The organism is Enterobacter sp. BNK-16 (assembly GCF_048684955.1).
Lineage (GTDB): Bacteria > Pseudomonadota > Gammaproteobacteria > Enterobacterales > Enterobacteriaceae > Enterobacter > Enterobacter bugandensis.
In genome coordinates, this window is sequence record NZ_JBLQTQ010000001.1 from 1233276 (window position 1) to 1254569 (window position 21294).

General features: G+C 53.7%; 24 protein-coding genes. 7 read left to right on the plus strand and 17 right to left on the minus strand.

Features of this window, described 5'->3' with window-relative positions; translation table 11 throughout:
* Nucleotides 1-2: 2 nt before the first annotated feature.
* Together ACMGGH_RS05925 and ACMGGH_RS05930 are read right to left on the minus strand one after the other, a co-directional pair.
* Nucleotides 3-620, minus strand: coding sequence for a trimeric intracellular cation channel family protein (locus ACMGGH_RS05925; RefSeq protein ID WP_023334014.1), 618 nt, complete (start codon nt 618-620; stop codon nt 3-5).
* A 206-nt stretch (nt 621-826) separates the two neighbouring features.
* Nucleotides 827-1690, minus strand: a complete 864-nt coding sequence (locus ACMGGH_RS05930; protein ID WP_028015013.1) for a YicC/YloC family endoribonuclease — start codon at nt 1688-1690, stop codon at nt 827-829.
* A gap of 125 nt (nt 1691-1815) precedes the next feature.
* Between ACMGGH_RS05930 and rph the strand changes: the two genes are divergently transcribed.
* Nucleotides 1816-2532: a ribonuclease PH gene (gene rph, locus ACMGGH_RS05935; protein ID WP_010426431.1), complete on the plus strand. Its 717-nt coding sequence runs from the start codon at nt 1816-1818 to the stop codon at nt 2530-2532.
* Nucleotides 2533-2600: 68 nt separating this feature from the next.
* Nucleotides 2601-3242 (plus strand): orotate phosphoribosyltransferase, encoded by a 642-nt coding sequence (gene pyrE, locus ACMGGH_RS05940; protein ID WP_420299081.1) that lies wholly within the window; start codon nt 2601-2603, stop codon nt 3240-3242.
* Between the two features lie 41 nt (nt 3243-3283).
* Here the strand turns inward: pyrE and slmA are convergent, their stop codons facing one another.
* From slmA to coaBC, 3 genes are all read right to left on the minus strand, one after another.
* Complete coding sequence (gene slmA, locus ACMGGH_RS05945; protein ID WP_028015015.1) at nt 3284-3880, minus strand: nucleoid occlusion factor SlmA; 597 nt, start codon at nt 3878-3880, stop codon at nt 3284-3286.
* A gap of 118 nt (nt 3881-3998) precedes the next feature.
* Nucleotides 3999-4457, minus strand: a complete 459-nt coding sequence (gene dut / locus ACMGGH_RS05950) for a dUTP diphosphatase (RefSeq protein WP_015570042.1) — start codon at nt 4455-4457, stop codon at nt 3999-4001.
* Nucleotides 4435-5646 carry a bifunctional phosphopantothenoylcysteine decarboxylase/phosphopantothenate--cysteine ligase CoaBC gene (gene coaBC, locus ACMGGH_RS05955; RefSeq protein WP_028015016.1) on the minus strand — a complete coding sequence of 404 codons (1212 nt, stop codon included), beginning with the start codon at nt 5644-5646 and terminating at the stop codon, nt 4435-4437. Before coaBC ends, dut begins: the two co-directional genes overlap by 23 nt.
* A 174-nt stretch (nt 5647-5820) precedes the next feature.
* Between coaBC and radC the strand changes: the two genes are divergently transcribed.
* The 4 genes from radC (at nt 5821) to mutM (ending at nt 8013) form a co-directional block, all read left to right on the plus strand.
* Nucleotides 5821-6486: a RadC family protein gene (radC, locus tag ACMGGH_RS05960; RefSeq protein ID WP_028015017.1), complete on the plus strand. Its 666-nt coding sequence runs from the start codon at nt 5821-5823 to the stop codon at nt 6484-6486.
* Between the two features lie 218 nt (nt 6487-6704).
* Complete coding sequence (rpmB, locus tag ACMGGH_RS05965) at nt 6705-6941, plus strand: 50S ribosomal protein L28 (protein ID WP_002436699.1); 237 nt, start codon at nt 6705-6707, stop codon at nt 6939-6941.
* Between the two features lie 22 nt (nt 6942-6963).
* A complete protein-coding gene (gene rpmG, locus ACMGGH_RS05970; protein ID WP_003024094.1) occupies nt 6964-7131 on the plus strand; it encodes a 50S ribosomal protein L33 in 168 nt (55 codons plus the stop codon).
* Nucleotides 7132-7203: 72 nt separating this feature from the next.
* Complete coding sequence (gene mutM, locus ACMGGH_RS05975; protein ID WP_028015018.1) at nt 7204-8013, plus strand: bifunctional DNA-formamidopyrimidine glycosylase/DNA-(apurinic or apyrimidinic site) lyase; 810 nt, start codon at nt 7204-7206, stop codon at nt 8011-8013.
* A gap of 2 nt (nt 8014-8015) precedes the next feature.
* Here mutM and coaD read toward each other — a convergent pair whose 3' ends face one another.
* The 7 genes from coaD to rfaQ form a co-directional block, all read right to left on the minus strand.
* Nucleotides 8016-8495 (minus strand): pantetheine-phosphate adenylyltransferase, encoded by a 480-nt coding sequence (gene coaD / locus ACMGGH_RS05980; RefSeq protein ID WP_232949118.1) that lies wholly within the window; start codon nt 8493-8495, stop codon nt 8016-8018.
* A 3-nt stretch (nt 8496-8498) separates the two neighbouring features.
* Nucleotides 8499-9269, minus strand: a complete 771-nt coding sequence (locus ACMGGH_RS05985; RefSeq protein WP_045260066.1) for a glycosyltransferase family 2 protein — start codon at nt 9267-9269, stop codon at nt 8499-8501.
* Nucleotides 9269-10543, minus strand: coding sequence for a lipid IV(A) 3-deoxy-D-manno-octulosonic acid transferase (waaA, locus tag ACMGGH_RS05990; protein WP_028015020.1), 1275 nt, complete (start codon nt 10541-10543; stop codon nt 9269-9271). Before waaA ends, ACMGGH_RS05985 begins: the two co-directional genes overlap by 1 nt.
* A 66-nt stretch (nt 10544-10609) precedes the next feature.
* The gene (locus ACMGGH_RS05995) at nt 10610-11599 is read right to left on the minus strand and encodes a glycosyltransferase (protein ID WP_232949117.1); all 990 of its coding nucleotides are present in this window, start codon (nt 11597-11599) and stop codon (nt 10610-10612) included.
* A gap of 11 nt (nt 11600-11610) precedes the next feature.
* The gene (locus ACMGGH_RS06000) at nt 11611-12711 is read right to left on the minus strand and encodes a glycosyltransferase (RefSeq protein WP_224066135.1); all 1101 of its coding nucleotides are present in this window, start codon (nt 12709-12711) and stop codon (nt 11611-11613) included.
* Between the two features lie 2 nt (nt 12712-12713).
* Nucleotides 12714-13841: a glycosyltransferase family 4 protein gene (locus ACMGGH_RS06005; RefSeq protein WP_059357141.1), complete on the minus strand. Its 1128-nt coding sequence runs from the start codon at nt 13839-13841 to the stop codon at nt 12714-12716.
* Nucleotides 13838-14908 (minus strand): putative lipopolysaccharide heptosyltransferase III, encoded by a 1071-nt coding sequence (rfaQ, locus tag ACMGGH_RS06010; RefSeq protein WP_232949116.1) that lies wholly within the window; start codon nt 14906-14908, stop codon nt 13838-13840. Before rfaQ ends, ACMGGH_RS06005 begins: the two co-directional genes overlap by 4 nt.
* 150 nt (nt 14909-15058) lie before the next feature.
* Here rfaQ and ACMGGH_RS06015 point away from each other — a divergent pair, with 150 nt between their 5' ends.
* Entirely contained in the window at nt 15059-16015 is a 957-nt protein-coding gene (locus tag ACMGGH_RS06015) for a polysaccharide deacetylase family protein (protein WP_232949115.1), read from the plus strand.
* Nucleotides 16016-16039: 24 nt separating this feature from the next.
* Here ACMGGH_RS06015 and ACMGGH_RS06020 read toward each other — a convergent pair whose 3' ends face one another.
* From ACMGGH_RS06020 to rfaF, 5 genes are read right to left on the minus strand one after another with little or no spacing between them, the layout of a single operon-like run.
* Nucleotides 16040-17254 carry an O-antigen ligase family protein gene (locus ACMGGH_RS06020; protein ID WP_232949114.1) on the minus strand — a complete coding sequence of 405 codons (1215 nt, stop codon included), beginning with the start codon at nt 17252-17254 and terminating at the stop codon, nt 16040-16042.
* On the minus strand, nt 17242-18150 hold the full coding sequence (locus ACMGGH_RS06025) for a glycosyltransferase family 2 protein (RefSeq protein WP_028015027.1): 909 nt from the start codon (nt 18148-18150) through the stop codon (nt 17242-17244). Before ACMGGH_RS06025 ends, ACMGGH_RS06020 begins: the two co-directional genes overlap by 13 nt.
* Before the next feature lie 5 nt (nt 18151-18155).
* Entirely contained in the window at nt 18156-19256 is a 1101-nt protein-coding gene (locus tag ACMGGH_RS06030) for a glycosyltransferase family 9 protein (protein WP_049137160.1), read from the minus strand.
* A gap of 3 nt (nt 19257-19259) precedes the next feature.
* Nucleotides 19260-20243, minus strand: a complete 984-nt coding sequence (gene rfaC, locus ACMGGH_RS06035; RefSeq protein ID WP_232949113.1) for a lipopolysaccharide heptosyltransferase RfaC — start codon at nt 20241-20243, stop codon at nt 19260-19262.
* Between the two features lie 3 nt (nt 20244-20246).
* Nucleotides 20247-21293, minus strand: a complete 1047-nt coding sequence (rfaF, locus tag ACMGGH_RS06040) for an ADP-heptose--LPS heptosyltransferase RfaF (RefSeq protein WP_028015030.1) — start codon at nt 21291-21293, stop codon at nt 20247-20249.
* Nucleotide 21294 lies beyond the last annotated feature (1 nt).

Here is a 21294-nt window from a genome sequence, read left to right on the forward strand (position 1 = left end):
GATCAGTGGGCGCTGTGCTTATAGTGAAACACGGGCAATCCGAGCTTCAGACGCAGCGCCAGCATGCGGGCCGTAAAGCCAAACAGCAGCGTGGAGATGACCACCACGTCGTGGTTTGAAACGTAATGCTGCAGGGCAATGTAGAGCACCGCTGCGGCGAAGGAGATGCCGGCATACAGCTCTTTTTGGAAGACCAGAGGAATGCGTTTGCAGAACATATCGCGCAGCACGCCGCCGAAAACGCCCGTCACCACGGCAGCAATGGTGGCGATAACCGGGCCTTCCCCCATATCGAGCGCGATTTGCGCGCCGATGATAGAAAAGACGATCAGCCCCAGTGCATCAAGCACCAGGAACAGGCGGCGCAGATGGGGCATAACGGGTGCCACTATGGTGGTTAATACGGCAGCCGTTGCGACGATAATCACATACTCAGGATGTTTCACCCAGCCGAGCGGGTAATGGCCAAGCAGGATATCGCGCACGGAACCGCCGCCCAGGGCGGTTGCAGTGGCAATAATGATCACGCCGAAGGTGTCCATCCGGCGTCGCCCGGCGGCAAGAGCGCCAGTCATGGCTTCAGCGGTGATACCAATAAGATAAAGAATGTGAAGCAGCATATACCCTCCGGTGTGAACGCGGAAAGGTTAGCGATTTGTGCGCAAGATCACGATTGAGATTTTCTAAGGCGATTGGGTTTCACCTATAAAATTTAATCAATGCATGTTGAATATCTTTGATACTTGGCTGCTGAATTTGAAAAGAGGCGGGAATTCGGATTAGAAATAATAATGGATGGCGTCAGCCGACACCATCCAAAAAGCGATTACTCAATATTCTGGATCTGCTCGCGCATCTGCTCAATCAGAACCTTGAGTTCAATCGCTGAGTTGGTCACTTCAGCGTTGATAGACTTAGACGCCAAAGTGTTCGACTCGCGGTTGAACTCCTGCATCATAAAGTCCAGGCGGCGGCCTACCGCTTCCTTCTTCTTCAGGATGTTGTAGGTCTCTTTAACGTGCGCTTCCAGACGATCCAGCTCTTCGGCAACATCGATACGCTGCGCCATCAGCACCAGCTCTTGTTCCAGACGGGTGTTTTCCAGCTGAACTTCTGCTTCTTCCAGCTTGGCGACCAGACGCTCGCGCTGCCACTGCAGCACTTCCGGCATATGGGCGCGAACCTTCGCCACTTCAGCGCTGACGCCTTCAAGGCGCTGCTCAATCATCGCTTTCAGCGCCTGACCTTCGGTTTCGCGGGCAACGATAAAGTCATCCAGCGTGCCGTCGAGGGCTGCCAGAATTTCTGCGGCAATCGCGTCCAGATCCTGCTCGCCGGCGGCCATGACGCCAGGCCAGCGCAGAATATCAACCGGGTTGATTTCGCCTTCATCGCTCTGCATTTTGACCCAGTTCGCCGCATTCACGAGCTGTTTTGCCAGCTTCTCGTTGAGGATCAGTTCGCCCTGTGCGCTGGCATCGGGCTCAAAGCGCAGGTTGCATTCCACTTTCCCGCGGGTCAGACGCGTACGGATACGCTCGCGCACCACAGGTTCAAGGCTGCGGAACTGTTCCGGCATACGGAAATATGTTTCCAGATAGCGCTGGTTTACCGAACGCATTTCCCAGGTAGCGCTACCCCAGCTACCCTTGATTTCACGCCGGGCGTAGGCGGTCATACTGCGGATCATAGACATTCCCGTTTTTAAAGGAGAGATGGGGGGATTATAGCTTTCGGGGGCTTCTCAGGATAGGAATAAGCGTCCTTTATCCGTATAATGCGCAGCCACATTCGTTTCAAGCCGGAGAATCCATCATGCGTCCATCAGGTCGTAGCGCCAATCAGGTGCGTCCCGTCACCCTGACCCGTAACTATACAAAACACGCTGAAGGCTCCGTGCTGGTTGAGTTTGGTGACACCAAAGTGCTTTGCACCGCGTCCATCGAAGAGGGCGTTCCGCGCTTTCTGAAAGGTCAGGGCCAGGGCTGGATCACCGCCGAGTACGGCATGCTGCCACGCGCGACCCACACCCGTAACGCCCGTGAAGCGGCAAAGGGTAAGCAGGGTGGACGTACCATGGAAATCCAGCGCCTGATCGCACGTGCGCTGCGCGCCGCCGTTGACCTGAAAATCCTCGGTGAATTCACTATTACCCTGGACTGCGACGTGATTCAGGCAGATGGCGGCACGCGTACCGCGTCCATTACCGGTGCCTGTGTGGCGCTGGCCGATGCCCTGAACAAGCTGGTTGCAGCCGGTAAGCTGAAAACCAACCCTATGAAAGGGATGGTCGCGGCGGTTTCTGTGGGGATCGTTAACGGTGAAGCGCTTTGCGATCTGGAATATGTTGAAGATTCTGCCGCCGAGACCGACATGAACGTGGTGATGACCGAAGATGGTCGTATCATTGAGGTGCAGGGGACGGCGGAAGGTGAGCCGTTCACCCATGAAGAACTTCTCTCCCTGCTGGCGTTGGCCCGAGGGGGAATCGAATCCATTGTAACGACGCAAAAAGCGGCGTTAGAAAATTGATTTTAAAGGCGACCAATGAGTCGCCTTTTTTTTGCCTGTAAGACAGAAAAAACCAAAGGAGCGAATCCATGAAATCGTATCAGCGCCAGTTTATTGAGTTTGCGATTAATAAACAGGTACTTAAGTTTGGCGAATTTACGCTGAAATCCGGGCGTAAGAGCCCGTATTTCTTCAACGCCGGGCTGTTTAATACCGGGCGCGATCTGGCACTGTTAGGCCGCTTCTATGCCGAAGCGCTGGTGGCTTCCGGGATTGATTTCGACCTGCTGTTTGGCCCTGCGTACAAGGGCATTCCGATTGCAACCACCACGGCGGTGGCGTTGGCGGAGCACCATGACCGTGATGTGCCGTACTGCTTTAACCGCAAAGAGGCCAAAACCCACGGTGAAGGCGGTAATCTTGTGGGCAGCGCGCTGCAGGGCCGCGTGATGCTGGTCGACGACGTAATTACCGCAGGCACCGCGATCCGTGAATCTATGGAGATTATCCAGGCCAACGGTGCGACGCTGGCTGGCGTGCTGATTTCTCTTGATCGTCAGGAGCGTGGTCGCGGCGATATCTCTGCTATCCAGGAAGTAGAGCGTGATTACAGCTGCAAAGTGACCTCTATCATCACTCTGAAAGACCTGATTGCGTATCTGGAAGAGAAGCCAGAGATGGCGGATCACCTGGCGGCGGTGCGGGCGTATCGCGAAGAGTTTGGCGTGTAATTAAATTGCCCGGCGGCGCTACGCTTACCGGGCCTGCGGTGCTACTGCAGCTGCGCTGCCACTAACGGCCAGCGGGCGTCAAAATCGTCCGTTGGTCGGTATTTGAATTCGCTGCGCACAAAGCGGGAGAGCATGCCTTCACAAAACGCCAGTATCTGGCTTGCCAGCAATGTTTCATCCGTATTGTATCCTTCGCCTTCACGCATTTTCTTCTCGCGCAGCACCTGGCGCAGCTGCGCTTCAATACGCTCAAAAAGCTGATTGATGCGGCCCTGCAGCCTGTCCTGCTCAAACATTAGCGCGTGGCCGGTCAGGATACGGGTTAAACCCGGATTGCGCTCCCCAAAGCCCAGAATTAACAGCACAATCAGACGAAGACGCGCGGTGGTATCTTTTTCATCTTTCAGAATCAGGTTAATGCGCGTGATCAGACTGTCTTCAATAAACTCGATCAGGCTGTCGAACATTTTTGTTTTGCTGGGGAAATGACGATACAGCGCCGCCTCAGACACGCCCACAGAGGCGGCCAGTTTGGCGGTGGTGATGCGTTGACTGCCATCGCTGGATTCAAGCATCAGAGCCAGAGATTGAAGTATTTCTTCGCGACGATTCCTTTTCGCGGTTTGTTTTTCTGCCATGTTACAAAATACCCCTGAAAATAAGCACTTGCCAGGCTGGCATCCACACAGCGACCGCAAACTGACGTTTGCGGTTTGTTATTGCGTTATGGCGCTGCGAGATACGTGTGTCGGGCGGTTATTTGCGCCCGGAATGGCCGAAGCCGCCTTCGCCACGGTCGGTGGCATCAAAGTCTGCCACCAGGTTAAATTCTGCCTGTACCACCGGTACAAAAACCATCTGCGCGATACGCTCGCCAGGTTCAATGGTGAAGCTGTCCTGACCACGGTTCCAGACGGACACCATCAGCTGACCCTGGTAGTCGGAGTCGATCAGGCCGACCAGGTTACCCAGCACTACGCCGTGCTTATGGCCCAGACCCGAGCGCGGCAGGATCACTGCCGCCAGAGACGGGTCTGCAATGTGGATCGCCAGGCCAGTCGGGATCAGGGTAGTGGCACCGGGAGCCAGTTCTACGGCGTCATCGAGACAGGCGCGCAGGTCAAGTCCGGCAGAGCCGGAGGTGGCATAGGTTGGCAGCGGGAATTGCTCGCCAACACGCGGGTCCAGAATCTTAACGTCGATTTTTTTCATCATAACGGGTAACGATCTCGTCCAGTAATTGTTGGCCCAGGAGTTCCTTGCGCTCAAGCGGTAAGATTTTATCTCCATCCTGCCAGAAAAGGTGCAGTGCGTTGCTGTCGCTATTAAATCCTTGCGTGGCCAGCGATACGTCGTTCGCGCAAATTAAATCGAGGTTTTTGCGGGTACGTTTTTGCCGGGCATATTCTTCCACATTATTCGTTTCTGCGGCAAATCCAACAACGTAAGGACGATGGCTTTTTAATGCGGCGACACCGGCAACAATGTCCGGGTTTTTCACCATTTTCAGTGTTAATTCATCGCCTTGCTTTTTGATTTTAGACTCGGCGATGGTCTCGGCGCGATAGTCTGCCACGGCCGCACAGCCGATAAAAATCTGCTGGCGTTGCGCATGAGCCTGCACGGCGGCTTCCATCTCCAGCGCGGTGGTAACATTAATACGCTGTACAAAAGGTGGCGTAGGTAACGAGACCGGGCCGCTGACCAGCGTGACGTTAGCACCGCGTTTTGCAGCTGCGGCAGCAATTGCAAAGCCCATTTTGCCGGAGCTGTGGTTGGTGATGTAACGCACCGGGTCCAGCGGCTCGCGCGTCGGGCCCGCGGTAATCATGATGTTGAGATGTTGCAGGTCGTTGACAGGTGAAAAATGGGCGGCGGCCATATCCACAATCGTCAACGGGTCGAGCATACGCCCCGGGCCAACGTCGCCGCAGGCCTGGCTGCCGCTGTCCGGGCCCCAGACAAGCAGGCCGCGCGAAGCCAGCGTCTCCAGATTATGCTGGGTGGCGGCATTGCGGTACATCTGCTGGTTCATGGCGGGCACAACGGCGACGGGCGCAGGCGTCGCGAGGCAAATGGTCGAAACCAGATCGTTCGCCATACCAGCCGCCACGCGGGCAATTAAATCTGCCGTGGCAGGGGCAAGAATCACCAGATCGGCCCATTTCCCAAGCTCAATATGCCCCATCGCGGCTTCGGCGGCCGGATCGAGCAGGCTGTCAGATACCGGGTATCCTGAAACCGCCTGCAGGCTCAGAGGGGTGATAAAGGCTTTACCGCCTTCGGTTATCGCGACCCGCACGTCCGCCCCGCGCTCGCGCAGACGACGCACCAGCTCAGGCGCTTTATAGGCAGCAATGCCGCCGCTCACGCCAAGAACGATTTTTTTACCGGCCAGGCTCATCATGATTCTTTCCTGTTGGGTTTCACCAGAGAGCGGGCATTTTACCACAATCCCAAATAGGGGGGTGATGAAGTCCTTTATGCACTTTGCGAGGCGCTACGCAAGAACGAAACCTCAGCGTCGAGCCCCGGATTTGCCTGTGGCAGCATAATGGCAAACAGAAGGAGGCCGGGCATGGAAGAGACTGAACTGCTGCTACCGCGCGAAAAAATGCTGCGTCATGGCGTCGCGTTATTAAAAGACGAGGAGCTGCTGGCGCTCTTTTTACGTACAGGTACGAAGGGAAAAACGGTATTTACGCTGGCGAAAAATCTGATAGACCATTTTGGTTCACTACATGGTTTGCTGACAGCCGAACTGGAGGCGTTTACGCACGTAGAAGGCATTGGCGTCGCGAAGTATGCCCAGTTACGGGGTATTGCTGAACTTGCCCGGCGATTTTATAACGTACAGATGGAGGAGCAAGATCCGATCCTTACCCCTGACATGACCCGCGAATTTTTGCAAAGCCAGCTATCTGGTCTGGAGCGGGAGATCTTTATGGTGATCTTTCTCGACAACAGGAACCGGGTACTGAAGCACAGCCGCCTGTTTTCGGGTACACTGAGCCACGTTGAGGTACATCCGCGTGAAATTGTGCGTGAAGCGATAAAAGTGAATGCAGCGGGGGTGATCCTCGCGCATAATCACCCCTCTGGCTGTGCAGAACCGAGCAGAGCTGACAAAGAAATCACCGAACGCATTATCAAATGCTGTCAATTCATGGACATTCGTGTTCTGGACCATCTGATAATTGGCCGCGGCGAGTACATTTCTTTTGCAGAACATGGCTGGATTTAGGCTATTTCTCGCGATCCATCGGGATCTTTGTCTGTTCGGGACTTGAGCACACCGCCGAGTCAGCGTATACTACGCCACCTTTGAGAATCTCGGGTTTGGCATTTGGGCCTGGCAATCGAGAGTTCACTTAGAACTACGCGATGACCGGGCTGTAAAGCCTGACGAGGCGCCGATACCCCATACGAAGCTCGAGCTAATTTGATTTTTGGAGAATAGACATGTCCCGAGTCTGCCAAGTTACTGGCAAGCGTCCGGTGACCGGTAACAACCGTTCCCACGCACTGAACGCGACTAAACGCCGTTTCCTGCCGAACCTGCACTCTCACCGTTTCTGGGTTGAGAGCGAGAAGCGTTTTGTCACCCTGCGTGTATCTGCTAAAGGTATGCGTGTAATCGATAAGAAAGGCATCGATACAGTTCTGTCTGAACTGCGTGCCCGTGGCGAAAAGTACTAAGTACTTAAAGAGGAAATAAATCATGGCTAAAGGTATTCGCGAGAAAATCAAGCTGGTTTCTTCTGCTGGTACAGGTCACTTCTACACCACCACGAAGAACAAACGTACTAAGCCGGAAAAACTGGAACTGAAAAAATTCGATCCAGTTGTACGCCAGCACGTACTGTACAAAGAAGCTAAAATCAAATAATTTTAGCCTCCTTGTATTGAAAAACCCCGCAACTGCGGGGTTTTTTGCATTCTGCATCTCAACGGAGGAACCATGCCTGAATTACCTGAGGTAGAGACCAGCCGTCGCGGCATTGAGCCCCATCTGGTCGGCGCGACTATTCTTCATGCCGTCGTTCGCAATGGACGACTGCGCTGGCCGGTGTCCGATGAGATCCACGCGTTAAGCGACAAACCCGTCCTTAGCGTGCAGCGCCGCGCGAAATACCTGCTGCTGGAGCTGCCTGACGGCTGGATCATTATCCATCTTGGGATGTCCGGGAGCCTGCGCATCTTGACCGAAGAATTGCCTGCGGAAAAACACGATCACGTTGACCTGGTAATGAGCAACGGCAAAGTGCTCCGCTACACCGATCCGCGGCGCTTTGGCGCGTGGCTGTGGACGAAGGAGCTGGAAGGACACAACGTGCTGGCGCATCTGGGCCCTGAGCCGCTTTCAGACGCGTTTAATGCGGACTACCTGAAAGAGAAGTGCGCGAAGAAAAAGACCCCGATCAAGCCCTGGCTGATGGATAACAAGCTGGTGGTCGGCGTGGGGAATATTTACGCCAGTGAATCGCTGTTCGCGGCCGGGATCCATCCCGATCGGCTGGCCTCGTCGCTGTCCGCGCAGGAGTGTGAGCTTTTGGTTCGGGTCATTAAAGCAGTGCTGCTGCGCTCGATTGAGCAAGGCGGGACCACCCTGAAGGATTTTCTGCAAAGCGACGGTAAACCAGGCTATTTTGCCCAGGAGCTGCAGGTGTATGGCCGTAAGGGCGAGCCATGCAGGGCATGCGGGACGCCGATTATTGCCACGAAGCACGCCCAGCGCGCCACGTTCTACTGCCGCCAGTGTCAGAAATAGAACTACTTTAGCTTTTCCATCAGCGCCTGGTGGACGTTATCCGGCAGGAAATGGGTAACGTCCCCGTGATGGCGCGCCACCTCTTTCACCAGCGTGGACGAGATAAACGACCACTCTTTTGACGGCATCAGGAATACGCTTTCCAGCTCCGGCATCAGGTGGCGGTTCATGTGCGCCAGCTGCATCTCATACTCGAAGTCTGCCACCGCGCGCAGGCCACGAATCAGAATATTGGCCTGCTGGGCGCGGGCGAAGTTCGCCATCAGATCGCTGAACCCGACAACTTCAACATTCGGCAGGTGCGAAATGGCGTCGGTGGCAAGTTGCACGCGCTCGTGGAGGTCAAACATCGGCTTTTTGCTGGGGCTGGCGGCAATCGCCAGGATCACCTTGTCGAACATGCACGCTGCACGGGTAATGATGTCAAGATGACCGTTAGTGATCGGATCGAAGGTACCCGGATAAATCGCTTTTGTGCTCATGGCTCACGTTTTCTCTGAGTAGCCGCGGCAGAGCGCCCACAGCTCGGTGTATTTGTTGAAAGTATACTGGGCATTCACTACCGCCAGTAACCAGCCCTGCTTACCATCCAGCACGCCGCCGCGCAGCAGCAGCGTTTTCAGAAACGCGCCCAGCGTGTGGGTGAAGATTCCTGTCAGCGAGGCCTTCTTGCCGCGCTGGTGGCGTTCCTGCGCCCATGCGGTGGCATAGTTGAGCTGCTTTTGCTGGAAGCTGGCGAAATCACGGCAGGTCAGATGCAGCAAATCACCCGTCAGGGGGATGACCTGGGCGCCGTCGCAGGCCAGTGACTCATGGACAAGGTTGTCGTTGTACTGAAAGCGTCCGCGCTCGTAGAGGCGCATTACGCGATCCGGATACCAGCCGCTGTGGCGCATGAAGCGGCCAAGGAAGTAGTTGCGACGCGCGATGCTGTATACAGCGCCAGGCTGGGGTGAGGAAAGCACCGCCTGAATGGCCTGCTGGAGTTCCGGGGTGACGCGCTCGTCGGTGTCGATCATCAGCACATAATCGCCCGTGGCGTGACCCTGCGCGCGCTGGCGCTGAATGCCGTAGCCCTGCCAGTCGGTATCGGTAAAGACTTTTGCGCCCGCAGCCCGGGCGATGTACACCGTGTTGTCCGTGCTTCCGGAGTCGAGGATAACAATTTCGTCAGCCCAGGCGACGGAGGCCAGGCAGTCCGGAAGCAGGTCGGCGGCGTTTTTGGCGATCATGACGACCGACAGACGCGTAGACATTAGTGGCTCCGCTGAGGCAGATAAGGTTGCAGAAGCTGCAGCAGACGGGTGAGTGCGCCCTGGTTCTGGTGCAGCACTTCGACGGCGTGGCGACCGTACCACAGGCGGTAATCTTCATCCGTCAGAAGGGTCGATACTTCTTTGACGACCGAGTCCGCATCGGTCACGGTAATTAAACCATCGGCCTGCTGCAATTTAGCGCAGATATCTTTGAAGTTAAACGTGTGTGGACCCATCAACACAGGAATGGCGTGGGCTGCCGGCTCGAGCGGGTTATGGCCTCCGCGCTCCACCAGGCTGCCGCCAACAAAGGCGAGGTCAGCAATGCCGTAGAGCAGCATCAGTTCGCCCATCGTATCGCCAATCACCACCTGGGTACTGCCGGAAGGGATCTCTCCGCTGCTGCGCAGGGTGAAGCTGAAGCCGCCTTTCTGCACCATTTCGCGGGCATCTTTAAAACGTTCGGGGTGACGAGGCACCAGAATCAGCAGCAGGTCCGGGAAGGTTTCCAGCAGCTTACGGTGCGCCTGCAGGATAATCGCCTCTTCGCCCTCATGAGTACTGGTCGCTATCCAGACTTGGCGACGCGGAGCCCACTGGCGGCGCAGCGTGATGGCGCGGGCGGCCAGTTCAGGGGTAACGGAAATATCGAATTTCAGGCTGCCGGTCACGGCAAGCTGGTTGCGCTTCAGGCCCAGGGAGATAAAGCGCGCCGCGTCTTCTTCGTTCTGCGCGGCAATCAGCGTGATTTTGCTCAGCAGGCGGCGCATAAATTTGCCCAGCTTGCCGTAGCCTTTCGCCGAGCGCTCTGAAAGGCGCGCGTTGGCAATGACCAGAGGAATTTTACGGGCATGCAGAGCGGAAATCATGTTCGGCCACAGCTCGGTTTCCATCACGATCACCAGCTTCGGGCGAACGGTATTCAGGAAACGATTCATAGCGCAGGGCAGATCGTAAGGGAGGTAGACGTGATGAACGTCTTTGCCAAACGCGGATAACGCGCGCTCTGAGCCGGTTGGCGTCATGGTGGTGACGGTAATCGGCAGAGACGGGTAGCGGTGGCGCAGAGCGCGAACCAGCGGGATCGCCGCCAGCGTTTCACCGACAGAAACGGAATGTAGCAAAATACCGTCCGGGGCGACTTTATTGCGGCAAAAGCCATAGCGTTCAGCCCAGCGTTTACGATACGCAGGCGCTTTACGGCTACGAAGCAACAGTCTCAGCCACACCAGTGGCTGAATGATATAGAGCAGGGCGGTATACAACAATTCCAAGCGATTATCCGTCTTTTTAGTTTCGGCGGGCAAATTCTAAGCATTTAAGCCAGGTAAAGCTATCTCTTATGCCAGATACCGTTTTAAACGGAAGTAGCGTCGGCCCAGGCGCCAGCGCAAACGCGGGCTTTTGGCACTTTTCCAGATAAGCTTCCAGATCCCGGTGTCGAAGAACTCTTTGATAATCATTGTTTTCTTTGTCTCATCCTTCATGTTGTCGAAGGTATGAATGATCCCCAGCCCCTCTTTGGCGATTTGCCAGTGGCAGGCGGTAATATTTTTCACTTTATCCGGGTAACGCTGGTTAATGGCATCAAGCATCTGCAGGATTTTCATGTAGTGGCGCGCGGAGCGGATCAGCGTGTCGTCATTATCCGGCGTATGCGATACCGAGGCAGAGTGAATGTAGTAGTCATAAAAGCGTTCACTGGTGTACTGAACGCGCTCTGCGGCAAGCAGCACCTCGGTGGTCCACGGGATATCCTGATGGCGCAGGCCGGGTTCGAAATGGAAACTGTGTTTACGAATAAAATCGTGGCGATAGATATTAAGCCAGGTCACGTGCAGGAACTTACGTGAATCCAGCGCCATCTTTAACCATGCCGGGCCCGTCATAACGCCCGTTGAGGCGAGTTTATCCTCGGGGAAGATAGGTCGAGACGGTTTCTTATCATTTTCCCAGACGTAGTTGCCGTTGCAGGTGGCGACATCCAGATCCTGCGTGACGGCCATATCCAGCAGACGCTGGTACATGCCAGGTTTGAAGACGTCATCAATATCCGGGAAAGAGAGATACTGACCGGTTGCAACGGCCAGGCCGGTATTTCGCGCAATGGAAACGCCCTGGTTTTGCTGTTCAATCACCTGCATCTGCGGCAGTTTTTCACGCCAGCTTTCGACGATCTGCATCGAGCGGTCAGTTGAGCCATCATTGACAATAATGACTTCCATGCTGTCGATGCGTTGATTCACAAGGCAGGTAAAGAACTGATCCAGAAAAGCTTCGCCGTTATAAACGGCAACCACCACGCTTAACAATGGCGCTGAATTTTGCATAAGAAACCTGATTATTTTTGATTGTCGACCAAAGCAATGTACTGCTGGCAAATGGCATTGATACCGAACGACGCAATCGTTGCATCGCCAACGACCGGCGGGGCGGTATAAATATCTACCAGGGTTTTTGCCAGTGACGCGTCATTTAGCTCTGCCAGCCCGCGCGATAAGGCGCCGGTGAGGATTTCTGCGGGGCCACCCGGACAATTGGTACTGACCGGTGGCGTCTGGCAGATAATGGATTCCACCAGCACATTACCAAAACCTTCGCAGTCAGAACTTAACACTAAGAGGCGTGCCCCTTTAATCCAGGGGTAGGGATTGGAGTCGAAGGGACGGAAAACCGTCTTGTCTTCAATACCCAGGTCGCGGGCAAGCTGTTTGAGCTTTTGAATTTTGGCTTCGGAACCATTGCCCATCATGACAAGCGTAGTGTCGAGCTGGCTCTGTGCGAACGCGCGTAAAAGACGGTCGTGGCGTTTGTGTTCATGGAAGCGGCCGACATGGATGATGTAATCCTTCCCTTGCATCTCGAAGGGGGCATCCGCCAGACGCTGAATTTCAGGGATATCAAAAGGATTGTGGATAACCGCTTTACGCCGGAGTTTCAGAGCCAGGGTCTCGGAAAGGTCTTTCAGCACGGCGCCTGAGACGGCGACAACGTTTCGGTTTTCGTAGGTATGACGAATTTTAAGATGCTTAAACCAGCGCGAAAGCCCGCTGCGATGGCGAAGATAGGAGAAAGAGAACATGCCATGCACGCAGAACCAGACTTTTTCACGCTCCAGCGCGCGGCAGTGCGCCACAATGCGGTCAGTTTTGTGCAGATGAGAGAACACAACGTCAAATTTTCCGCTGCGCTCAGCCCGCTCAATCGCCTGATCCAGCAGGCGGGCTCGGCGTGGGATCTCCGTCAGCTTGCGCCACGGTTTTTTGCAGGTATCCTGAACCACCTGATAATCAATGCCTTCCGGGATGGCGTAATCACACACTTTCCGCAGAGAGAAAAGGGAGACCTGATGCCCCATTTCCGTTAATCCGCTGGAAAGTGTAAGAACTGTTTTTTCAGCTCCCCCACCGGGTAAACCATCAATAATCATTAGGATGCGCATTTTTAATCCAGTAATTTTTGATAAAGCGAAATAAGCTGACTTGACAGTTTTTCGGGGGTGGCGTCTTTTACCCGTTCACGTGCCGCTTGCCCCATCGTGTTATTTTTCCCCAGAGAAGGAGTGGCTGTAATTGCCTCCTTCAATGTGTTGATATCCAGGGCGTCACAATAAAATCCGTTCTGGCCTTGCTGAATAAATTCAGCGCCTCCGCAACTCTCTGAAGTAATGACGGGCAAGCCGCAGGCCATCGCTTCAAGAATGACGTTTGGAAAGGGATCATACAGCGTTGGCAACAGTAAACCATCGGATAGCTGATAAAAAGGCAGCGTTTCTTTCTGCATCCCCAGGAAACGGATTTGCCCTTCGCAGCCCAATGAACGGGCGAGGTCACGATAACGATGTTCTGCTTTATCCTGTCCAACCACAATCAGCCAGGCTGAAGTTCCTGCGATAGCGCGTATGGCGCTGGCCAATCCTTTTCGTTCAAATCCCGATCCTACAAAACAGAACACCACGGCATCGGCTGGCAAACCAAATTGCTGACGCAGCGCGGCACGCTGTGCTTCCTGGGCTGGAACGAAGCGGCTGGAATCAATTGAATTATAAATCACATGTATCTTTTTTGCGTCAATATCAAAGTCTTCGACGATTTCGCGTTTGATCATCTCCGCATTACAGATAACCGCTTTCAGCTCTGGCGCCTGGTACATTTCACGCTCGGCGTGCATCACGTAGCGGTGATAGCGGTCGACCATCAGCATTTTCGCGCGCCAGGCGGGCAGGATGCGCGCACGCTGTAGCAGCCAGCGGCGATGAACGCCATCGCCAGCGCGGTAGATATCACAGCCCGGAATCCGCTCGTGGCTTTGCACAATATCAAACTGCTGTTGCTGCCACAGCGCGCGGGCAGCATGGGCAAACCCGCGTTCGCGGCTAATTCGGCCCCATTTGCGCGGGTCGCAAATATGGATATGCCAGTCGTCCTGTCTCTCGCCCTGCCATTCACGCGTAATGACGTTGAGTTCAAGATTCTGATTGCTCAGCGCGGTGAGCGCACGTGAAACGAAGCGCTCCGCTCCGCCATCAGGGCGATACTTTTGGCGAACAATCGCCAGACGATGGTGTTTCATGACAAATATCTCCTTGCTGCGGAGACGACAGCATCAACAGGAATGGCGTCGAGATAGCGTTCTTTCGTTTTGGTATCAATAGCGTCGGGATCGGGAAGGGGACCGTAGTCGCCAGCCCAGATGACTTCACCGTTGACCTGCCATGGAGACCAAAACGTCAGTTTGGAAGGGCCAAACAGCGCCACGCAGGGCGTCTGCAGCGCGGCGGCCATATGCATCGGAACGGAGTCAACGCCAATAAAAAGACACGCGTGGTCGATGAGTGAGGCCAGCTGGCGCAACGTTAGCTGTCCCGCCAGCGAGACGACCCCCGTTTTCGGTGAGGCGGCGAGTATGCGATCTATCATCGCCAGCTCTTTTTTATCCGGCCCGGCCGTGAGTACAACGGTATGCCCATCCTGCTGCAGCGCGGTGATGGTTTGCGCCATTTTGCTTTCATCCCAGCATTTGAAGAACCAGCGTGATGTCGGCTGAATGACGATGTAGTTATCGCCCACACCTTTTTGCACCAGCTGCTGGCGGGCGTGGCGCCAGTCTTCTGCGCTGTAGGCCATGGTAACAGTTGGCTCAGGCGCGACCTGTAATGGTGACAGAATGGAGAGATTTTGTTCGACGGTGTGCAGGGATTTGTGATTTGCAACAGAGACTAAATCGCTATGACAGAAACGCCAGAATGGATTGTTGCGTTTGTTAAAGGCGAATCCGAGGCGAACCGGCGCACCAGTGAAACGGGTGACGATAGCGCTACGCCACTGATCGGCAAGATTTATCACCAGATGATAATGTTGCTTTCGTAACGCGCAGAGCAGCTGCCATTCCTTTTGAAGGTGCTTTAGCGTGCCCAGCTGCTTCCATTTACGATCGATTCCATAAATAGTGCCAATCGTCGGGTGCGCGGCGAGCATATCGCGCGTTTCTTCATACAACAGCACGTCAATTTGCGCTTGTGGCCATTTTTGACGTAATGAATCAATGACGGGGGTGGTCAATAACATATCGCCATGATGGCGGAGTTTGATCAGTAGAATGCGCAAATCAGGCGTGTCAGGTAAGTTATTCATCATCATCTTATCGGCGTTGTACTGTTGGCAATTCTAATAGACCTGGTAGCGACTTGCACTCTTTCTCCATAATCTCAGGAATTTCCCAGGGAGGCTTTACTCAGGCTTTGGTGAGTGCGTAACATAGCGCTAACTTCCCTGTCATGCGGACTCATTATGAAAAAACCAGCGTTTATCATCACGATCGATACTGAGGGCGATAATCTCTGGCAGAATCACCGCGTCATTAAAACGGAAAATGCGCGCTATCTGGCCCGGTTCCAGGCCCTTTGTGAGCGTTTTGGTTTTAAGCCCGTATGGCTGACAAACTATGAGATGGCAATCGAGCCCGTTTTCATTGAATTCGCAAGGGACGCGATCGCTCGCGGTCAGGGGGAGGTGGGAATGCACCTTCACGCATGGAATAGCCCACCTGAGCACGATCTCACGGGAGATGACTGGCGCTGGCAACCGTATCTGATTGAATTTTCAGACGAGGTGATGCGTGAGAAAGTGCTGTTCATGACCCGTCTGCTGGAAGAGACATTCCAGACCAAAATGCTGAGCCACCGCGCCGGGCGTTGGGCATTTGATAGCCGCTATGCAAAATTGCTCGTTGAAGTGGGTTACCAGGTTGATTGCTCCGTGACGCCACGCGTGAACTGGCGCAACGCGAAAGGCGCTCCGCAGGGCAATGGCGGAACGGATTATCAGCATTTCCCCGACCACGCCTATTTTATGGATTTAGATACTATTTCCCGGGCGGGAAATAGCCCCTTACTCGAAGTGCCGATGAGCATTCAGTATAAACATCCGGCCTGGTTGAATACGATCAAACAGGGATACGATCGGCTTCGCGGTAAATATCGCTCGCCTTCCGTGAACTGGCTACGACCGACCGGTGGCAATGCGTCGCAGATGATTCAGGTCGCGCAGCAATGCCTGTCGCAGGGACAGGATTATGTGGAGTTTATGCTTCACTCGTCTGAATTTATGCCAGGCGGAAGTCCGACCTTTAAAGATGAGGCGGCGATTGAAGGGTTATATCAGGATTTAGAAGCGCTTTTTAGCTGGCTATCCGATAAGACGGTGGGGATGACGCTGGCGGAGTTTTATCAATACAAGAAAAAATAATGCCCGGCTGGCGGGCATTATCTCTTATTGATGTTGTCTGGTTTGCGATAAACGAGTACTCAATGCAAACAGAGTAACAAAGAATATTAGGGCTTCTGAGCTCAATAAAATGACGTCTGTCAGGCCATAGAGTAATAAAAGAAGCATCGTTGTCAGCAGCAGGCCATTTCGGTTTTTAAGCGCGTAAGCGATCATCGAAACGAAGAAAAAGAGTAATATCGCCAGACCCGGAAGCCCTTGCAGAGAGTATTTTTCGATAAATTCATTGTGTAAGTGTATTTTTAAATAGCCAAGTGCAGTGATTAGATTAGGATGTCCATCATTAATATAATGTTGCGTCCAGAAATACCTTTCTTCTAATGATTGCCCTAGTGGATGTGCAAGCCCGTTTTTAATACCTACATTCCACATGGTAAAACGAGAGCCAAGTGAGGTGCCGTCTACTCCGCTTTCATATTTCTCAAGCTCAGCCTGTACTTGCATAATCTTGGGTGAAATTAATGGTTTGTAACTAACGACAACTACACCTGCCACAATACATAAAAAAATCAGCGTTGATTTCAGATGAATTCTTCTGAAGTGGTAGAGCGTGAGTACAATCGCAAGGAGCAAATATAATCCCATTGCAGCACGCGTCCCCGTTAAAAGAATAACGAAGTAAGATATTAAGATGGTAAGACCCGCGACTATATACAGTTTTCTGTTTTTTTGAAGATAAAGGCTGTATACCAGCGCCAGTGACAGTACGGAGTAAACATAGGCAGACACGGTGGCGCGATTGATGGCCATCTCTATACGTGCCATACCCTGCGTCGCCTGCCATAAGCCATATCCCGTGGCGAGGACAAACCCTGTACTTGCCGCGTACAGGAAGTACTTCTGGAAAGCGCTTTTATCGACGTAAGTTTTAAACCGGTCAAGATAGAAAACGAGAATGCTCGCTAATATCAGTTTTTTACTGGCACCCAGATAATCGCTGTAAGCGTTTAAACCTTCGCTATGGTATTCGTACACCATATACCAGACAAGATTGAGTAGCCCAATCAGCAATATGGGGAGCGCGATTGAAAAGGGGCGCAGGGTGATTTTTTTATATTCGCAAGCTAAGCCGATAATGCTGGCATAAACCGCAATATAGAAAAATTCGCGTTGTTTACCTGAGCTCAGCAGCGCCAGTGCAAACGAAATGAGGCTCAAAATCAGCGTCAGCTGATAGAGCCGCAGTTTTACTTTTTCCATAATGCCTCAATGACCCTTTTTTTGTAGCTGAAACGTACATCTCTGGAGAAGAAAAAAGAGAAAGAATAAAGTGCATTTACCCGCGCCTTAACCAGTTTGAGCTGCAGGTCGGTCAGATATTGTCGGTGATTACTGTAAATATCAAACCAGTGGCAATTAATAAGATGCTTAAATGATTGCGGGAATGTATTTTCCATCTGTAGCGTACATTCAATCAGCGTGGCGATTTTACTGGCGTCAAGACGGCTCGACAAACTGTCGCTGCGTTTGATGTAAAAATAGTGTCCCTGACGCTGAAAGAAGATTTTACGCGATTGCCTCAGCATGCCGGGAAATACCGCAAAATCTTCATAGCAGACCATAGACGGGATCGGGTTGCTTGCATACAGCTTGCGGTGGATGAATTGCCCGATGAGATGCGCCTGAAAATCTTTGTGCTGCAGGAAACGCTTTATTGCATCATTTTGCGATAATGAGACGGGCGTGAATCCCTGCCATGCGGAGGTGATTTTCCGCATATCGCGTATTTCCAGCAGGCGCGTCAGCAACATATCAGGACGCTCTGCTTTCAGGAAGGCGACGGCATCCCGGATGCTACCCGGCTTTAACAGATCGTCGCTATCAAGCATCGTGATGTAATCGCCTGACGCCAGCGAGACTGCGCTGTTTCGAACATGCCCTACGTTACGGTACTCAACGTATTGGCATTGCGCATGCGGAAGCTTTGGCAACCACGCCTCAATAATATCCTGTGTGGAATCGTTGGAACTGTCATTAATGATAATAACTTCTACATCATCGCCTGCATTCTCAATCGCGTTTTGCAGACTTTCCAGTGTGGCGTGAAGCGTGTTTTCGGCATTATGTGCGGCAATAATGATGCTGAGAAAAGCCATATTAATTAGTTTCCCTGAGCATCAAAGGCAGATTTTGCTGTTGGTAGCCCGCAAATGAAATGTTTGAGTTCGTCCAGCGATTCATCTGTTACCGCGAAGAGTTCTTCCCGGCCTTGCGAGAAATAATAACGAGTTTCAAAAACATACGAGCAAATATTGTCATCGTTGCCAATCAGCAACACGTTGCCAAGCGGGCGCTGCTCGTAGTGACAGCACGGACCGAACAGTAAGACGACCGGCACGCCAACCGCATCGGCGATGTAGACATTCCCCGAGTCGGAGGCGATATAACAATCCATTTTAGAAATTGCCCACGGAAGCTCTTCAAGCGAGATCTTGCCAATCAGATTAATAAAGTTGGGCAGTTCACCGTAAGCGCGGGTGATGTCATCCATCCAGGACTGTTCATTCGGGGCGCCAAAGACATAAAACTCGCAGGGCAGGTCGGCGAGACGATCGGCAATTTGCTTCCAGATGACAGGCGGAACGGTTTTGGCTTTATTCCCGGCGGCGATACTGATGCCAATGCGGACCGCGCCGGGTTTATCAAGGATCGCCGGATAAGTCGCGGGTTTAAACAGTGGCTTTGTGGCGTGCTTTGGAGAGTCTTGCCAGGTCAGAGCGCGGTCGGCCAGCTTAAGATAGTTAGTGACTGTTAACGTTTTTCTACCGTGGTCAACCGTACCATCGGCCGTTGAATAGAAAATCCCGTGATACCACCTGCGCGTGTAAGTGCTTAAGAATTGCTTGTTTTTGGCATTACAAACGGAGGCGAAAAAAAGATTCACACTGTTAGGCTGCAGAAGGTAGACGTTGTCATAGCGGTTCATGATCCTGCAGGCGAAACAGAGCTTACGCCACAGGTTACGCTTATGCTGCTCAATAAAATAAATCTCTTCGACCGTCTCGTCGTGCTTCGCCAGCGCACCCACGCTGCGGCTGATGAGCACGTCGCTTTTTTGTAGCCAGGCCAGAAGAGGCGTTGCATTAACAAAATCACCGATTTTGGCTGTCTGAATGACCAGGTTTTTCCCTGTCTCTTTGCGCAACAGCTTCCGGATAAGCTTCACCGGAAAGAGTAAAATCAGCAGAAATACGTAACTCATGGGTTAAATATCCCTGTTGGAAAGCCAACGGCTGCCCTGTAAAAATGAAAAAATCGCATCTGCGCTGATATCCTTCGTTTGCTGAGTCGGGCTGACCATCTGATGCTGGTTTTTGCCATAGCCCCCGATCAGGCCGGGATCGGTCGGGCCAAAAAGGGTGATATTTGGGCGATCCAGCGCCGCGGTTAAATGGCTTAAACCCGTATCCACGGAAACAACGGCGTTAGCGCCTGCCAGCTCTGCGGCAACCTGCGCCAGCGTGAGTTTGGGTAACACCTCGACGTGGGAAAAGCCTGCTGCCAGACGCGCCGCACGCTGCCGCTCATGCTCAGCGCCCCACGGGAGTTTAATATGGATACCGGAGGGTTGCATTAGTTCAATCAGCCTGCGCCAGTGTGTTTCCGGCCAGTGCTTATCGTCGCGCGTTGTGGCATGCAGAAAGACAAGATAAGGCTGAGCACAGGGATCTGTATTGCGCAAAAAGTGCTGTGCAATGGCGTAGTCGCCCTGCGCTTCCGGTTTCGCATAGCCGAGGCTTTTCGCAAACAGCTCGCGGGTGCGTTCTACGGCGTGCTGCTGCTTTGTGATGTGGTGGCGGCGGTTATAGAACAGACTCGCCAGCGGTTCGCGGGCGGTGTGCCAGTCCATGCCGTGCTTTACGCCGTGCGCCAGACGCGTGACCAGCGCCGCGCTTTTCACCAGCCCTTGCGCGTCGATAATCGCGTCGTAACGCTGCGCCTGCACCGTTTCACGGAAGGCTTTACGCTCGGCTTTAATCGGCGCGGAGAACCACGCTTTGCGCCAGCGGCGAATCGCGACCGGGATCACGCGGTCAACCGCTTCATGCCAGGTGGGGATCTGCGCGAAGCCTTCTTCTACCACCCAGTCAAAACGGATGCCGGGAATGGCCCGCATGGCGTCCGTCAGCGACGGTAGCGTATGCAGAACATCACCCATTGAGGAGGTTTTAACGATCAATACCCGCATCCGTTATCCTTCTTCGCTCAACAACAGTTCGTTGAGCTCTTCGAGAACGCGCTGCGGCGTTATGTCGATCAGGCTCTGATGGTAACCTTCTGCCGCATCGCCTTTGCGGACTTTGTGATAGCCGGTAATGAGACGAATAACGCGCGCCTTGTGTGACAGCGGCGGCGTGAAGTCCGGGCTGCTTGGGCCATACAGCGCAACCAGCGGACGTTCCAGCGCGGCGGCGACGTGCATCAGGCCAGAGTCATTGCTGACCACGGCCTTACAGGCGGCAATCAGGATAACGGCCTGCTCAAGCTGCGTTTCTCCAGCCAGGTTGCGGCACCAGGCCTGTTGCTCGGTGCTCAGCGTGGCGAGAATTTCGTTGCCCGCCTCGTGATCTTTCGCCGAGCCAAACAGCACAATCTGGTAGCCTTCGTCGATCAGCTGTTTCGCCAGTTCGGCGTAGTGGTAGTGCGGCCAGCGTTTTGCCGGGCCAAATTCTGCGCCGGGGCAGAAGCCAATCATTGGGCGTTCGGACGAAAGACCAAACGCGCTGCAGGTCTGAGATTTTTCACCATCGTTAACCTGAAGCTGGGGCCACAGCAGCGGCTGCGGCAGGTCTTTCGCGCTGCGCATCACCCCTTTGTCGTAGGCCAGCGCCACGTAGCGCTCCACCATCAGCGGCCATGCCTCTTTATCCAGCACGCGCGCATCGTTCAGCAGGCCGTAGCGCATTTCACCGCGCCAGCCGGTGCGATGTGGGATGCCCGCAAAGAAAGGTACGAGGGCGGATTTAAAGGAGTTGGGCAGGACGTACGCGCGGTCATAGCGCTTCTCGCGCAGGCTATGGCCGAGCTTGCGGCGCTCGCCGATTTCCAGCGCCCCGTGGCCGAGCGGCATCGGGATCGCCTCGTTTACTTCCGGCATACGCGATAACAGCGGACGGCACCATGCGGGTGCCATCACGTCGATTATCGCCTGGGGATAACGCGCCTTGAGCGTGCGATAGAGACTTTGCGACATCATCATGTCGCCCACCCATGACGGGCCGATCACCAGAATTCTCATA

What these genes read in the sequence shown, in the direction of transcription:
- radC (WP_028015017.1), top strand. Translation starts at nt 5,821, where the DNA reads ATGGAAGAGACTGAACTGCTGCTACCGCGCGAAAAAATGCTGCGTCAT.
- ACMGGH_RS06000 (WP_224066135.1), bottom strand. Translation starts at nt 12,711, where the DNA reads ATGCGCATCCTAATGATTATTGATGGTTTACCCGGTGGGGGAGCTGAA.
- ACMGGH_RS06025 (WP_028015027.1), bottom strand. Translation starts at nt 18,150, where the DNA reads ATGGCTTTTCTCAGCATCATTATTGCCGCACATAATGCCGAAAACACG.
- pyrE (WP_420299081.1), top strand. Translation starts at nt 2,601, where the DNA reads ATGAAATCGTATCAGCGCCAGTTTATTGAGTTTGCGATTAATAAACAG.
- rfaF (WP_028015030.1), bottom strand. Translation starts at nt 21,293, where the DNA reads ATGAGAATTCTGGTGATCGGCCCGTCATGGGTGGGCGACATGATGATG.
- ACMGGH_RS05985 (WP_045260066.1), bottom strand. Translation starts at nt 9,269, where the DNA reads ATGTCTACGCGTCTGTCGGTCGTCATGATCGCCAAAAACGCCGCCGAC.
- coaBC (WP_028015016.1), bottom strand. Translation starts at nt 5,646, where the DNA reads ATGAGCCTGGCCGGTAAAAAAATCGTTCTTGGCGTGAGCGGCGGCATT.
- ACMGGH_RS05995 (WP_232949117.1), bottom strand. Translation starts at nt 11,599, where the DNA reads ATGCAAAATTCAGCGCCATTGTTAAGCGTGGTGGTTGCCGTTTATAAC.
- rfaQ (WP_232949116.1), bottom strand. Translation starts at nt 14,908, where the DNA reads ATGATGATGAATAACTTACCTGACACGCCTGATTTGCGCATTCTACTG.
- dut (WP_015570042.1), bottom strand. Translation starts at nt 4,457, where the DNA reads ATGATGAAAAAAATCGACGTTAAGATTCTGGACCCGCGTGTTGGCGAG.
- ACMGGH_RS05925 (WP_023334014.1), bottom strand. Translation starts at nt 620, where the DNA reads ATGCTGCTTCACATTCTTTATCTTATTGGTATCACCGCTGAAGCCATG.
- ACMGGH_RS06005 (WP_059357141.1), bottom strand. Translation starts at nt 13,841, where the DNA reads ATGAAACACCATCGTCTGGCGATTGTTCGCCAAAAGTATCGCCCTGAT.
- mutM (WP_028015018.1), top strand. Translation starts at nt 7,204, where the DNA reads ATGCCTGAATTACCTGAGGTAGAGACCAGCCGTCGCGGCATTGAGCCC.
- ACMGGH_RS06015 (WP_232949115.1), top strand. Translation starts at nt 15,059, where the DNA reads ATGAAAAAACCAGCGTTTATCATCACGATCGATACTGAGGGCGATAAT.
- rfaC (WP_232949113.1), bottom strand. Translation starts at nt 20,243, where the DNA reads ATGCGGGTATTGATCGTTAAAACCTCCTCAATGGGTGATGTTCTGCAT.
- ACMGGH_RS05930 (WP_028015013.1), bottom strand. Translation starts at nt 1,690, where the DNA reads ATGATCCGCAGTATGACCGCCTACGCCCGGCGTGAAATCAAGGGTAGC.
- coaD (WP_232949118.1), bottom strand. Translation starts at nt 8,495, where the DNA reads ATGAGCACAAAAGCGATTTATCCGGGTACCTTCGATCCGATCACTAAC.
- rph (WP_010426431.1), top strand. Translation starts at nt 1,816, where the DNA reads ATGCGTCCATCAGGTCGTAGCGCCAATCAGGTGCGTCCCGTCACCCTG.
- rpmB (WP_002436699.1), top strand. Translation starts at nt 6,705, where the DNA reads ATGTCCCGAGTCTGCCAAGTTACTGGCAAGCGTCCGGTGACCGGTAAC.
- ACMGGH_RS06030 (WP_049137160.1), bottom strand. Translation starts at nt 19,256, where the DNA reads ATGAGTTACGTATTTCTGCTGATTTTACTCTTTCCGGTGAAGCTTATC.
- ACMGGH_RS06020 (WP_232949114.1), bottom strand. Translation starts at nt 17,254, where the DNA reads ATGGAAAAAGTAAAACTGCGGCTCTATCAGCTGACGCTGATTTTGAGC.
- rpmG (WP_003024094.1), top strand. Translation starts at nt 6,964, where the DNA reads ATGGCTAAAGGTATTCGCGAGAAAATCAAGCTGGTTTCTTCTGCTGGT.
- slmA (WP_028015015.1), bottom strand. Translation starts at nt 3,880, where the DNA reads ATGGCAGAAAAACAAACCGCGAAAAGGAATCGTCGCGAAGAAATACTT.